The 13,121-nt window shown below is 71.7% G+C and carries 15 protein-coding genes; 4 read left to right on the plus strand and 11 right to left on the minus strand.

Annotation, left to right across the window (positions count from 1 at the left end):
• The coding region (locus VB059_RS04340; RefSeq protein ID WP_323420802.1) for a hypothetical protein at positions 1 to 214 on the minus strand (214 nt) is incomplete at its 3' end.
• Positions 211 to 918 carry a hypothetical protein gene (locus VB059_RS04345; protein WP_323420803.1) on the minus strand — a complete coding sequence of 236 codons (708 nt, stop codon included), beginning with the start codon at positions 916 to 918 and terminating at the stop codon, positions 211 to 213. The genes VB059_RS04340 and VB059_RS04345, both read right to left, overlap by 4 nt.
• Before the next feature lie 229 nt (positions 919 to 1,147).
• Here VB059_RS04345 and VB059_RS04350 point away from each other — a divergent pair, with 229 nt between their 5' ends.
• Positions 1,148 to 1,882, plus strand: a complete 735-nt coding sequence (locus VB059_RS04350) for a glutamine amidotransferase (protein WP_323420804.1) — start codon at positions 1,148 to 1,150, stop codon at positions 1,880 to 1,882.
• A 107-nt stretch (positions 1,883 to 1,989) separates the two neighbouring features.
• Here VB059_RS04350 and VB059_RS04355 read toward each other — a convergent pair whose 3' ends face one another.
• Positions 1,990 to 3,141: a hypothetical protein gene (locus VB059_RS04355; protein WP_323420805.1), complete on the minus strand. Its 1,152-nt coding sequence runs from the start codon at positions 3,139 to 3,141 to the stop codon at positions 1,990 to 1,992.
• Positions 3,142 to 3,302: 161 nt separating this feature from the next.
• Positions 3,303 to 3,695: an FKBP-type peptidyl-prolyl cis-trans isomerase gene (locus tag VB059_RS04360; RefSeq protein WP_323420806.1), complete on the minus strand. Its 393-nt coding sequence runs from the start codon at positions 3,693 to 3,695 to the stop codon at positions 3,303 to 3,305.
• A gap of 108 nt (positions 3,696 to 3,803) precedes the next feature.
• On the opposite strand from VB059_RS04360, the gene VB059_RS04365 reads away from it, so the two are divergent.
• Positions 3,804 to 4,556, plus strand: coding sequence for a DedA family protein (locus tag VB059_RS04365; RefSeq protein ID WP_323420807.1), 753 nt, complete (start codon positions 3,804 to 3,806; stop codon positions 4,554 to 4,556).
• Between the two features lie 28 nt (positions 4,557 to 4,584).
• Here the strand turns inward: VB059_RS04365 and VB059_RS04370 are convergent, their stop codons facing one another.
• The 5 genes from VB059_RS04370 to glpX form a co-directional block, all read right to left on the minus strand.
• Positions 4,585 to 5,112 carry a DUF1697 domain-containing protein gene (locus tag VB059_RS04370; RefSeq protein ID WP_323420808.1) on the minus strand — a complete coding sequence of 176 codons (528 nt, stop codon included), beginning with the start codon at positions 5,110 to 5,112 and terminating at the stop codon, positions 4,585 to 4,587.
• A 25-nt stretch (positions 5,113 to 5,137) separates the two neighbouring features.
• Positions 5,138 to 5,734, minus strand: a complete 597-nt coding sequence (locus VB059_RS04375; RefSeq protein ID WP_323420809.1) for a GtrA family protein — start codon at positions 5,732 to 5,734, stop codon at positions 5,138 to 5,140.
• 142 nt (positions 5,735 to 5,876) lie between these two features.
• Positions 5,877 to 7,289, minus strand: coding sequence for an FAD-binding oxidoreductase (locus VB059_RS04380; RefSeq protein WP_323420810.1), 1,413 nt, complete (start codon positions 7,287 to 7,289; stop codon positions 5,877 to 5,879).
• Between the two features lie 119 nt (positions 7,290 to 7,408).
• Positions 7,409 to 8,374: a PAC2 family protein gene (locus tag VB059_RS04385; protein WP_323420811.1), complete on the minus strand. Its 966-nt coding sequence runs from the start codon at positions 8,372 to 8,374 to the stop codon at positions 7,409 to 7,411.
• Between the two features lie 283 nt (positions 8,375 to 8,657).
• Positions 8,658 to 9,707: a class II fructose-bisphosphatase gene (gene glpX, locus VB059_RS04390; protein WP_416339495.1), complete on the minus strand. Its 1,050-nt coding sequence runs from the start codon at positions 9,705 to 9,707 to the stop codon at positions 8,658 to 8,660.
• 190 nt (positions 9,708 to 9,897) lie between these two features.
• Between glpX and VB059_RS04395 the strand changes: the two genes are divergently transcribed.
• Positions 9,898 to 11,424, plus strand: coding sequence for an Hsp70 family protein (locus VB059_RS04395; RefSeq protein ID WP_323420813.1), 1,527 nt, complete (start codon positions 9,898 to 9,900; stop codon positions 11,422 to 11,424).
• Between the two features lie 2 nt (positions 11,425 to 11,426).
• Here the strand turns inward: VB059_RS04395 and VB059_RS04400 are convergent, their stop codons facing one another.
• Positions 11,427 to 11,930 (minus strand): Rieske (2Fe-2S) protein, encoded by a 504-nt coding sequence (locus VB059_RS04400; RefSeq protein WP_323420814.1) that lies wholly within the window; start codon positions 11,928 to 11,930, stop codon positions 11,427 to 11,429.
• A gap of 94 nt (positions 11,931 to 12,024) precedes the next feature.
• On the opposite strand from VB059_RS04400, the gene VB059_RS04405 reads away from it, so the two are divergent.
• Positions 12,025 to 12,726 (plus strand): HAD-IA family hydrolase, encoded by a 702-nt coding sequence (locus VB059_RS04405; protein WP_323420815.1) that lies wholly within the window; start codon positions 12,025 to 12,027, stop codon positions 12,724 to 12,726.
• On the opposite strand, the gene VB059_RS04410 is transcribed toward VB059_RS04405, so the two are convergent.
• Positions 12,708 to 13,121: YchJ family protein (locus VB059_RS04410; protein ID WP_323420816.1), on the minus strand; the 414-nt coding region annotated here is incomplete at its 5' end. The two genes, VB059_RS04405 and VB059_RS04410, sit on opposite strands and share 19 nt — an antisense overlap.

The raw sequence follows: 13,121 nt of genomic DNA on the forward strand, positions 1-13,121 counted from the left end.
GCTCGAACGCGCCCACCCCGGAGATGTAGACGATGTAGCTGGTGCGGGCGTCCCGGCCGCCCTTCTCGGCGGCGATCAGGTCATGCACCCGCTCGGCGCGACGCTCGGCCTCGGCGCGGCTCTGGGTCGCCCACCAGCGCATCGACTCGTTGGGGGCGAGCAGGGCGAAGAACAACAGCACCAGCAGGGCGGCCAGCAGGGCGTCGGTGATCATCGGTGCCTTCCCCGTCGGCTGCGGTCGGGCTCGACCAGCCAGGCCGCCCCGTCCAGATCGGCCTCGCTGCCCTCGATCCCGGCCTGTTCCAGCAGATAGCGCGCCGAGTCGTACAGCGGCCGGCCGGTGGCCCGGCGCCACAGCAGGTCACGCGCCCGTGCCAGCAGCGGGGTGTAGACCGCGGACAGCAGCCACACCGCGAGGAAGGTGGCCAGGGCGATGGCCCCGCTGACCAACAGGGAGGTGGCGTAGAGGTCCCCGATGATGCTCCACAGGATCAGCAGGGACCACAGCGACAGCGCACGGTCGATCGCGGTGCCCAGCACCGGGATGGCGATCGCGAAACCGAGGACCAGCGGTGAACACGCCCACAGCACCGCCCAGACGACCTCCTCGGTCGGCACCCGGACACCGATCACCAGGGTGCCGGCCACCCAGACCAGGAGACCGAGGAGGGCGTACGTCAGCACCAGGGTGACGAAGTTGAGGACCATCACGAACACCATGCCGCCACGGCGCATCCGGTTGACGGCCAGGACGACCGAGCGCCCGACCAGGATCGAGACACAGGCGCTCACCGCGACCAGGATCGCCGCCGTGTGGCCGATCAGGCCCCCCGAGGCCTGCGCGACGTCGAGGCGGAGGGCGAGGGCGTCCAGCCAGCCCGCCGCGGCGTGGGAGAGGATCGCCCCCAGCGTCTCCATGGCCGTCTCCCTTCCTCCCGGCGGTCATCGGACACCGTGTGGTGCACCACTGCATCGTAGTGACCCGGTGGTCACGGGCACCGACCGTCCCCGTGTGCCGGCCCGGCCCGCCGATCGGCCGGGCCGACGGAGGGACGTACGCCGCTGGAGCGCGCAGGCCCGTCGGCGGGGGCATGTCATGGAGTGGAGCGGACCGCCGTCTCCTTGCCCGACGCGGCAGACTACCGTCATGCGCCCCTTCCTCCTGCTGGCGACCCGTGCCGAGGATGCCATCGCCGATGACGAGTTCGCCGCCTTCCAGCGGCTCGGCGGGTTGGAGGCCGATCAGCTGGTCCGGGTCCGGATCGATCGCGAACCGCTCGGGGACTTCGACCCGGAGGCCTGGTCCGGACTCGTGCTGGGCGGCAGCCCGTTCAACTCCTCCGATCCGGTCGAGTGCAAGTCCGCGCTCCAGCTGGAGGTCGAGGCCGAGCTCGCCCGGGTGATGGATGTGGTCGTGGAGAACGACGTCCCCCTCCTGGGTGCCTGCTACGGCGTCGGCACGCTCGGCACCCACGAGGGCGCGGTGGTGGATCGTACGTACGGCGAACCGGTCGGGCCGGTGTCCGTCGAGCTCACCCTGGCCGGGCGCCGGGACCCGGTGTGCGCCGGCCTGCCGACCCGCTTCGACGCGTTCGTGGGGCACAAGGAGGCGGTCCGTGAGCTCCCGCCCGGTGCGGTGCTGCTGGCGACGTCCGATCCCTGCCCGGTGCAGATGTTCCGGATCAAGCAGAACCTCTACGCCACCCAGTTCCACCCCGAGCTCGATGCCGACGGTCTGTCCCGGCGGATCGAGGAGTACAAGCACAACGGCTACTTCCACCCGCACGAGTCCGAGGGGCTCAAGGACCTGGCCCGGCGCTCCCCCGTCCCGCACGCCCGGCGGATCCTGCGCAACTTCTTCCGGATCTACGGCCGGGACTGACCCGCCGGGCCCCGCTGCCGGGGCCGTGGGTCGGCTCGAGCCTGGGTGAACCCGAGTACGGGTGAACTCGAGCATGGGTCCGCGGGACGTGGGGCGGCCGGCCCGGGTCAGCGGGAGCGGCGGCGTCCTGTTTCGTCGAGGTAGGACTCCAGCCGGCCGGCGTACGCCGACAGATCCGGGCCGACGAACGTGCCCGGGGCGACGTCACGCTGGACCAGGGCCCAGGCGGTGCCACGTACCTTCGTCTCGGCCTGCTCCATCGACCGGACCGCCTCGACCAGCGCGCGGTGGGTCTCGTTCTCCTCGACCAGCACCCGGCGGCCGTGGCGGAGCGCCTCCTGCGCGACGACGTCGCCGACGCTGGGCCAGTACGCCCGCCGCCAGCGTTCCCGGCGGGAGGACGGACGGAACTCGCGCTCGAGCCGGACCAGACTGGCGGTGACGCTCTGCAGCGCATCGTCACTGCGGGTGACCAGTTGATGGAGGTAGGCCGGCGAGACCTGCTGGCCCAGTTCGTCCATCGCGTCGAGCAGCCGGCGACCCTCCGGACCCGAGCCCTGGTCGGTGCGGGCGGTCGGGACGCCGAAGGTGCCCATCAGGTCGCGGGCCACCGAGCCGAGCCGGGAACCGACCGCCCCCGCGATCGCCTCGGGGTCCATCCCCCAGGAGGACAGGACGGGCACGTGCCCGAGGAAGCGGTCGACGGCCGCCGAAGCGGCACTGGCGAACTCATCGGCCTGGCTGCGGGCCACCCCGCCCCCTCGGGAGGCTCCCGGGCGGCCGGCCTCCAGTCTGCCGGCGATCGCCGGGTGCCCGGGCAGGGCGGTGGTCGACAGGGCGGTCAGCAGCCCTTCCGAGACCCCCGCGGCGAGCCGGACGGAGTCGCCCTCACGCGCCTGCTCCAACCCGTGGGTCGCCGCGGAGCGGGCGGCCCGGGCGACATCCAGGGCCGCCTGGGTCTGGCGGGCCTCCTCCCGATGCGCCGGCGGGAGCGCCGCCACGGTCTCCTGGATCGCCAGGATCGCTTCGTCGGGAGAGGTGATGGCGGGGGCGGCGATGGCCCGGACGTGCGGGGACTCACTCAGCTCCCGGGCCCGCCAGAACACCTCGGCCGGGGTGGTGGTCTGCTGCCCGATCGTCAGGGACCGCCGTGCCACGGCGGTCACCCGCGCCCGGTGCACGACGATGCCGAGCCACCCCACGCCACCGATCACCAGCACGGCCGCCATCACGGCGAAGATGATCACAGCGATCTCCACGGGGTCCTCCGGTCTCGGCGTCAGGGCACGACGTTCACAGCCCAGGGTAGGTGCTGGCCCGGACGGCTCGACGGACCGCGGTCGGCTCACCGTGGGCCCGGACGGGGTGCGGCGGCGCGGCCGATCCGCCGGCCCCGGTGACCGGGTGGCCGCGGCGCAGCTCAGTCCTGCGGCTCGATCCCGACCAGGTCACAGACGAAGACCAGCGTCTCGCCGGGGCGGATGTCGGGTCCGGCACCGCGGTCGCCGTACGCCAGGAAGGACGGGACGACGAGGCGGCGCCGGCCGCCGACGCGCATCCCCTTCACGCCCATGTCCCACCCGCGGATCACCTGGCGGCCGCCGAGGGTGAACGCGAGCGGCTCACCGCGTTCCCAGGAGGAGTCGAACTCTCGCCCGGTGCTCAGGGCCACGCCGACGTAGTGCACCCGGACGGTGTCCCCCTTCGCGGCCGTCGCTCCCTCCCCCACGACGAGGTCCTTGATCTCGAGGTTCACCGGCGGGCGGCCCTGCGGGAGCTCGACCTCGGGCTTGACGTTCTGCGGCTCAGTCATGCCCCGACCCTACCGGCGGCGCCGGGGCCGACCGCACCGGCGCCGGTGTGGCGGGCGGCACGGCGTGGAACACTGGAGGCACCCTGTTGCTGACCGGGACGAGGCCGCATGCTGCACCAGATCACCGAGTTCATCCTCGGCGCCACGACCTCGGTGTGGGCGTACGCCCTGCTGGTGGTGCTCATCCTCGGGGACGCGGTGTTCCCGGCGGTGCCGAGTGAGTCGGTGGTCATCTCGATGGCCTCGGTGCTGGTGCACAGCCATCCGGCACTGCTCGTGGTGCTGTTCCTGGTGTCCGCCGGCGGGGCCTGGTGCGGCGACAACATCGCCTACTCGATCGGCAGGTCCCGGTGGCTGTCGGGCAGTGGCCTGTGGCGGCGTCCGAAGATCGCCGCGGCGGTCGCCTGGAGCCGCGAGGAGCTCTTCCGCCGGGGCGCGACGTTCATCATCGTCGGCCGGTTCATCCCGGGCGTGCGGATCGTGATCAACCTGGTCTGCGGCGTGGTGGGCTACTCCCGGCGCCGCTTCATGGAGGTCGTGGTGGTGAGCTCGACGCTGTGGGCGCTGTACTGCGTGCTGATCGGGAGCCTGGCCGGGGCGTGGTTCCGTGACAACGCGCTGATCGGTATCGGCATCGCGATCGCGGCCGGCATGGTCCTCGGCCCACTGGTCGACTGGCTGCTCAGGCGGACCGTGCTGCGTGCCCCGATCGGGACGGCCCCCACCGGCGGGGGCAGGACAGCGGTGGACCGCCCGGTTCCGGCCGCCCAGGACGCCGACCCCGACGAGGTGACCGGTACCGACGGGGTGACCGGCACCGACGGGGCGTCCGGCCCGAGCGGACAGCCCGACGAGCAGTAGGACGGGCCGTACGAGCGACCGGAACGCTTCAGAGCATCTTCTCCAGCGTGTTCAGGTTGCGGTTGGTCGTGGTCGCGCGGAACCGCCGCTGCCCCAGCACCTTGGCGAAGGGCGTGGCGAGGGTCGAGCCCTTCGGACAGGACCAGTAGACGACGCCGGTGCCACCGGCCACCCGTTCCCGGTCGCCGCCGGGCTCGTGGGCGGCGGTCTGGGCCAGATCGACCAGGTCGGCGGCCACCCGGTCGGTCGCGCAGAGGATCGCGTAGCGATGGTGGTCCGGGCTCGACGGAAAGGGATAGCCCCCGACGATCGCCGCCAGTTCGGCATGCGACAGGAGCTGTACGTGGGCCTCGTATCCGAAGGTCGAGGTGAGCGCCTCCTCGATCGTGGGCTGCAGCGTACGGACCTGCTCCACCGAGCTGAACGTCACGTTGCCGGTCTGCAGGTAGGTGCGGACGCCCTCCAGACCGGCATCGGTCAGGCAGTCGCGGAGCTCGCCCATCGGCACCCGGACGCCGTTGACGTTGATGCCCCGCAGGAACATCGCGTACTCCATCGCGTTCGCCCTCCCCGGCTGTCGGTCAGTTGCGGAGGCTGACCCGGTCGGGCTCGGTGCCGTCCGGCGCCCCGCCGGCGGCCAGGGCGGCGGGGGCCGAGGCGACGGTCGCCGTCGCCCGGACCGGGCGGGTGTCGCCGCGGAAGACGATCCAGCGCATCCCGGCGTACGTCCACAGGCCCTCACAGACGGCGGCGATCAGCCGGGAGAGCTGGAACTGCACCCCGAGGTGCTCCAGTCCGGTGCCCACACCCTGCAGCAGGACGAAGTAGTTCACCAGCACCACGAAGGCATACCGTACGGTCTGCGGGCCGACCGGGGCCCGGGAGTGGAAGTTCAGCCACCGGTTGAGCAGGTAGGACAGCACCAGGGCGGTGCCGTACCCGATCGTGGTCGCCACCGGGTAGGGCGCGTGCAGGCCCCGGAACGTCAGGGTGAGGACCGCCATGTCCACCAGGAAGGTGAACAGGTTGAGGATCGCGTAGCCGATGAAGTCCGGCGGGACGATCCGACCCAGTCGGCGCGGCAGACGCCGCCACAGCTCCTGCCGCAGCGCCAGGAAACGGTCAGCTGCGGTGCGACGCGAGGTCGCGGACGGGTCGGACTCGGAAGTGACCTGCACAGCATCAGCCTACGCGCCGGGACAACGCCGCACCCCGTCGGTCGTGCCGGAAACCCTCAGGATCCACCCAGGCAGTCGCCGCAGCGGGGACCTGCACAGGGGACCCGGGGTCGCCCTACCGCACCGGACAGCCGTACGGGCCCTAGGACAGCTCGAGGCGCCGGCCCATGTCGGACATGAACAGCCCGTCCGGGTCGACCCGGCGCCGGGTGGCGATCCACGCCTCGATCCGCGGGTACATCCGGTGGAAGCTCTCTGCGCCGGTGCGCGAGTCCTTGGCCGTGTAGAGCCGGCCGCCGAACTCCATCACCCGGGCGTCGAGGGTGTTCAGGAAGGTGTCCAGCCCGCGTCGGATCGGGAAGTCGACGCAGACGTTCCAGCCCCGCATCGGGTAGCTGAGCGGTGCGCGGTTGCCCTCACCGAACAGCTTGAACACGTTCAGGAAGGAGTAGTGCCCGGACCGTTGGATGTCGCCGATGATGCTCTTGAACTCCTCGACCGCTGCCGGCGGGACGACGAACTGGTACTGCAGGAAACCCTCGGTGCCGTACGCCCGGTTCCACTCCCCGAACAGGTCGAGGGGGTGGTAGAACTGCGTGAGGTTCTGCACCTTGCCGGTGTAGTTGCCGCTCTTCAGGTACCAGGCGGTGCCCAGCGCCGAGAAGGTGTACTTGTTCGCCAGTCCGTTGGGGAAGACGTCCGGCAGGGTGACCAGGGTCGGCGCGTCGAAGGCCAGCGGGTCCTTGCGCAGCTTCGCCGGAAGCTCGTCGAGCTTCGCCAGCGACCCGCGCGAGATCGCGGCCCGGCCGAGCTTCGGCGGGGCACTGATCGCGTCGAACCAGGCGCTGGAGTACTCGTAGCGTGATTCCGAGCCGTCGGAGTGCACCGCGATCGTCTCGTCCAGGTCGTGGGTGACGACGCCGTCGGCGATGAAGTACGCGGTCTCGGTGCGGGTCATCGAGAGGCGGACCCGCAGGATGATGCCGGTCAGCCCGACACCGCCGATCGTCGCCCAGAAGATCGAGGCGTCCGGATCGTCGGGGGTGCCCTGCGGGGTCAGCTCGAGCACCCGGCCGTCGGCGACGAGCAACTGCATCCACAGCACGTGGTCGCCGAACGACCCGGCACTGTGGTGGTTCTTGCCGTGCACGTCGTTGCCGATCGCCCCGCCCACCGTCACCTGGCGGGTGCCGGGCAGCACCGAGACCCACAGGCCGTACGGCAGCGCGGCCCTCATCAGCGCGTCGAGGCTGACGCCGGCGTCGAGGTCGACCGTGGCGCTGTCCGGATCGATCGAGTGGATCGTCGTCAGGCCGGTCATGTCGACGACCAGGCCGCCCGCATTCTGGGCCACGTCACCGTACGAACGGCCCAGGCCGCGGGCCAGCACACCGCGCCCGCCGTCGGCGCGGCGGTCAGCAGCGGCGCGGACCGTCTCGATCACCGTCTCGGCGTCGTACGGGTGCACCACGTCAGCGCGGGACGGGGCGGTGCGTCCCCATCCGGACAGGAGCTCGGAGGTGGTCGGGGCGCTGGAGGTGACTGAGGTGCTCATCAGGGCCAGCCTACGACCTTCTCCCTCCACCGCTGTGCCGCACCCCGGGTCTGCGCGGTGTGGGACAGCGAGGCGGAGGTGCGACGTGGAGGGGGCGGGTGTGCGGCGTGGTTCCCGGATCAGCCCTGCGGCGGTTCGTCGCCGGTCGGGGGCTCGTCTCCGGTGGAGGGTCCGTCGCCGGCGGGCGGTTCGTCCAGGCTGCGGAGGAACTTCTCCGCCTCGGCGGCGATCTCGTCGGCGCTGGGCAGGTCGACGGGCCGCGGCGCGGCCTCCAGCCGGTGCTCGGCCATGAACCGGTCGTACTGGTGCTCCAGCTCGGCGACCATCTCCCGGGTCTCCTCCGAGGACGCGACCTGTTCGTCGATCTCGGCGCGGACGGCGGAGCGGACGAGCTCGAGCGGTGCGGTCGGCAGGGCGATCCCGGCGGTGGTCCGCAGGCTCTCGATGACGGCGAGCGCGGCGTCGGGGTAGTCGCCCGGAGCGAGGTAGTGCGGCACGTGGGCGGCCAGGCCGATCACGTCGTGGCCGGCCTCCCCCAGCCGCAGCGCGAGCATCGACGGGAACGACGCATGCATCCGGATGGTGCCGAAGAGCGGCCGGTTGCCCGGGATCAGCTCGGGGCGGGAGGCCCACCGGGTGACCTGCACCGGGCGGGTGTGCGGGGTGGACATCGGGATGCCCTGGACGAAGACCGTGGTGCGCACCTCGTGGTCGTCCACCAGACGTTCGATCGTCGCGGCGAGTTCCTCCCAGCGGAAGTCCGGCTCCGGGCCACGCAGCAGCAGGAAGGGCGTACCGGCGCTGTCGGTGGCCTGCAGGAGCACCAGCTCCGGCGGTTCGTAGTCGGTGAAGCGGTCCCCGGCGAAGGTGATGCCGGGCCGCTCGGCCCGGTGGTCGACCAGGACGTCGGCGTCGAAGGTGCCGATCCGGTGGCTCTCCAGCCCCTCCCGGACCTGGTGGTCCACCAGGCGCTGGGTGTGCCCGGCGTCGACGAACCCTCCGAGCGTGACGACGAGCGTGTCGGCACGCACCTGGCGCGGGTCGATGTGGGCTTCGTACGTGAAGAGCGGCATGGTCTCCGACACGGCTACCTTCCGGGGTCTGGTGGGACGGTCACCATTGTCAACACTGCGGCGCTCCGATCCATTCCGGGGCGCCGGTCCGTTCCGGGGCGCCGGTCCGTTTCAGGGCGCCGGTTCGTTCCGGGATGCCGAAAGGCGGCGGAACCGGTGGGTCCGCCGCCCGTCGATCATGTCCGGGACCGCCCCGGGCCGCTGCCCGGAACGGTTCCCGTCCGGCCCTCGTCCGGACGTTCCGGTCCGGGGCCCTCGTCCGGACGTTCCGGGGACCCGTCCGGGGGCCCGGAGGTCACTTCCAGTCGATGCCGGCGACCTCGTGGCGGCGCTGGTACTCCTCGACCTTGTCGAGGTGGTGGTAGGCATCCACGTAGCGGATGGTGCCGGAGGCGGAGCGCATCACGATCGAGTGGGTGCGGGCGCCGCCGTCGGGCAGGAAGCTGACCCCCTCGACGAGGTCGCCGGGGGTGATCCCGGTGGCGACGAAGAGCGTCTGGTCGCTGGTCACCAGGTCGCCGGTGTCGAGGATCCGGTCCAGGTCGTGACCGGCGTCGAGCGTACGCTGCCGCTCCTCATCGGAGGTCGGCCACAACCGGGCGAGGATCCGGCCGCCCAGCGCCTTCATCGCACAGGCGGTGACGACGCCCTCCGGGCTGCCGCCGATGCCGGCCATCATGTCGAGACGCGGCATGTCCGGGTGGGCGGCCATCACGGCGGCGGCGACGTCGCCGTCGGTGAACAGCCGGGTCGCCGCCCCCGCGTCGCGGATGTCGGCGATCAGCTGCTGGTGGCGGTCGCGGTTGAGCACGCCGACGGTGATCTGGTCGACCGGCTTGCCCTTGGCCTTGGCGACCTTGCGGATGTTCTCACCGATCGGGGCCCGGAGGTCGATCGCATCGGCCGCGTCCGCGCCCACGGCGAGCTTCTCCATGTAGAAGCACTCCTTGGGGTTGTACATCGATCCGCCCTCGGCGCCGGCGAGCAGCGCGATGGAGTTGCGCATGCCCCAGGCGAGCAGGCGGGTGCCGTCCACCGGGTCGACCGCGATGTCCATCGCCGGGCCGTCGCCGTTGCCCACCTTCTCGCCGTTGGCGAGCATCGGCGCCTCGTCCTTCTCGCCCTCGCCGATGACGATCGTGCCGTCGATCCGGATGTGGGACAGCACCTCGCGCATGGCACCGACAGCGGCACCGTCACCGGTTTCCTTCTGGCCGCGGCCGGCCCAGCGAGCCGCGGCCAGTGCGGCAGCCTCGGTGGCGCGCATCAGGTCGAGACCGAGATTGTGGTTGGAGAGCATGAACTTCTGGGGAGTGGCGTCCGACACGGGGATCCTCCTGGGCATGACGAGTGGTGCAGGTCCACCGCCACCCTTTCGTGTCCGCCGGGAGGGCGCCACCCGGCCGGGAAGAAATGCTTCCCTGTGGAACACCGACGACATGCTTCCTGTGGGACACCCGGGTGGTGGCCGGTCCCTCGCGACGCCCGCCCGGTCGGTCCGCAGGGCGAGCACCGCGGATTGGTAGGGTCGAGGCATGCGCTTGGGCATCGACTTCGGCACCACCCGCACCACCGCAGCGAGTGTCGATCGCGGTAATTACCCGGTGGTCAGCTTCCTCGATCCGAGCGGAGACCCGCACGAATACTTCCCCTCCGTCGTCGCCCTGGTGGGTGACGGGTTCCGCTACGGCTTCGAGGCACTCGACGCCGCGGAGCAGGGCGCTCCGCTGCTGCGCTCGTTCAAGCGGGCCCTCGGCGCGGGTGACGTCAACGCCGATTCGACCATCGCCATCGGTGACCGTGAGGTCGGGCTGCTCACCCTGCTCACCGGCTTCCTGACGGCCGTCCGCGACGCCCTCGCCACCACCTCGAGCATCGCCGACGCGTACGATCCGGCGACCGCGGAGGCGACGGTGGTCGCGGTGCCGGCCCATGCCCACGGCGCCCAGCGGTTCCTCACCCTGGAGGCCTTCCGCCGGGCCGGGATCACGGTCACCGCGATGATCAACGAGCCCTCCGCCGCCGGCTTCGAATACACCCACCGGCAGGGCCGGACACTCAACTCCAAGCGGACCCGGGTGATCGTCTACGACCTCGGCGGCGGCACCTTCGACGCCTCGCTGGTCAACGTCGACGGCGTCGACCACGAGATCGTCGGGTCGCTCGGCCTCAACATGCTCGGTGGCGACGACTTCGATGCCGTCCTGGCCGACTGCGCGCTCGACGAGGCGGGCCGCCGCCTCGAGGAGATCGACCTGGCGACGTACGTCAGGCTCCTCGATGACTGCCGCGACGCGAAGGAGCACCTCTTCCCGCAGTCGCGGCGGATCCCGGTCGAGGTCGACTCCCAGCCGGTCACCGTGCAGGTCGAGGACTTCTACACCCGGGCGACCCCGTTGGTGGAGGCCTCGCTCCGGGCGATGGCGCCGCTGGTGGAGGACCTCGAGGGCGACGCCCCACTGGCCGCCGACATCGCCGGCATCTACCTGGTCGGTGGTGCCTCGGGGCTGCCGCTGGTCCCGCGCCTGCTGAAGGAGGAGTTCGGCCGCCGGGTGCACCGCTCCCCCTACCCGGCCGCGTCCACCGCCATCGGCCTGGCGATCGCCGCCGACGACGAGGCGGGCTACTCGCTGGCCGACCGGCTGTCGCGGTGGTTCGGCGTGTTCCGTGAGGGGGACGCGGGCTCCACCGTCAGCTTCGACCCGATCCTGGGCCGCGACCAGCCGATCCCGGACCACGGCGACCTGGTCATCACCCGGCGCTACCGCGCGGCGCACAACATCGGCTGGTACCGGTTCGTGGAGTACACGGAGGTCGATCCGTCCGGTGAGCCGCGCGGCGACATCGCCCCCTTCGCGCAGATCGTGTTCCCGTTCGACCCTGCGCTGCAGGCCGAGGGCACCGACCTCGAGGCGATCCCGGTGAGGCGTACGCAGGGGCCGATGGTCGAGGAGCACTACGCCATCGACGAGAACGGCATCGTCCGGGTCCGGATCACCGACCTGACCACCGGCTACACCCGTACGCACGCATTCAGCCGGCCCCTTGCCGAGGCCGCCTGATGTCAGGCACCCGGCGAGGCGGACGACGCCTCCGGGGATGAGGACCCCGAGGACGGGGAGGCCGACGTCGTGGGCGACCAGGGCGCGGTCGGGGTGGTGAGCGCCGGGGTGTGCACCGACAGCTTGTTGCCACTCACGGTCACCGGGTACTCGGCCAGGGCCCGGACCGTCGGACCGTGCACCGGATGCCCGTCGGTGATCGAGTAGCGGCTGCCGTGGCAGTCGCACTGGATCTGGCCGTCCTTGACCCGGGCCACCTGGCAGCCGGCGTGGGCACAGATGTTGGTGAAGGCGTGGAATTGCCCGGCCGTGGGCTGGGTGAGGACGTACTTGCCCTTGGTGAGGACGATGCCACCGCCCACCGGGATCTCGCTGGTGGGGACGCCCTCCCCGGTCTGCTGTGCGGCGGTGCTGCAGCCGGCGAGGAGGGACGAACCGGCGACCGCGGCGGCGGCCAGTCCGGTGGCACTGAGGACACTGCGACGGGTGTAGAACGACACAGCCATGACGGACTCCTGGGATGACGGCGAGCCCGAGGCACCGAAGCCCGGTCCCGGGCGACAACCTGTGGTCCATGCTAGGACAGGCCAGAATGAGCGTGTGACAACTCACAGCATCATCTGGGACATGGGCGGCACGCTGATCGACACCTATCCCTCGGTGGACCGTACGCTCGCCGCCGTCGCCGCCCGTCACGGACACGCCCTGGCGGCGGCGACCGTGGCCCGGATGACGCGGCGGGCGATCGCCTCGGCGATCGACGAGCTGTCCGAGCGGTACGCCATCCCGCACGAGGAGCTCGACGCCGCGTACGCCGACCTCAAGCGGTCCTGGGCCGACGCTCCCCCGCCGGTGATGGCCGGGGCGCGTGACGTCATCGATCACGTCCGCCGGATCGGCGGGCTCAACCTCGTCGTGACCAACCGGGACCGGACCAGTGCCGCCGCGCTGCTGACGGCGACCGGCCTGGCGATGGACGACCTCGTCTGCCCCGGTGACGGTTTCCCGCGCAAGCCGGACCCGGCGATGTACCGGGCGGTGCTGGAGCGCAACCACCTCGACCCGGTCGACTGCCTCGCGGTCGGCGACCGGGCGATCGACGCCCTCGCCTCCGAGCAGGTCGGCATCCGGTGCGTGATCCTCGAGACGCCGGGGATCCCGGTGGCCGGGGACGGGGAGCGGATCACCGACCTGCGCCGGCTGATCGACCGGCTGGCCCCGTCGCCGGGCCCGGTCACGTCTTGGTCGGGCCCGGCCACGTCCCGATCGTCCCCGGAGCGGTCTCAGCAGCCGTCGACGTAGTACCAGACGCCGGCCACGCGTTCGAACCGGCTGTGCTCCCGCAGCGTGCCGCGGTCGGCGCCCACCCGGTAGTGCGCTGCGAAGGTCACCCGGCCCTGGGTGGCGTCGGGTCCGCCGTCGACGACGTCGAGCACCTCGAGACGACGCCAGGTCAGGTCGGGCTGCGGGGCGAGGTCATCCGGCCGGGTCCGCGGGGCCCAGGTGCGGGCCACGTATGCCAGGTCGCCCCGGGCGTACGCGCTGTAGCGCGCCCGCATCAGGGCTTCCGCGGTCTCGGCCGGTCGGCTGCCGTCATGACGCGGGCCGCAGCACTCCGCGTACGGACGACCGCTCTGGCAGGGGCAGAAGTCGGTGGGCACGACACTCCTTCGCAGGCGGTGACACGACTCGTGGCC

It is taken from the genome of Raineyella sp. (assembly GCF_034933565.1).
Classification (GTDB): domain Bacteria; phylum Actinomycetota; class Actinomycetes; order Propionibacteriales; family Propionibacteriaceae; genus Raineyella.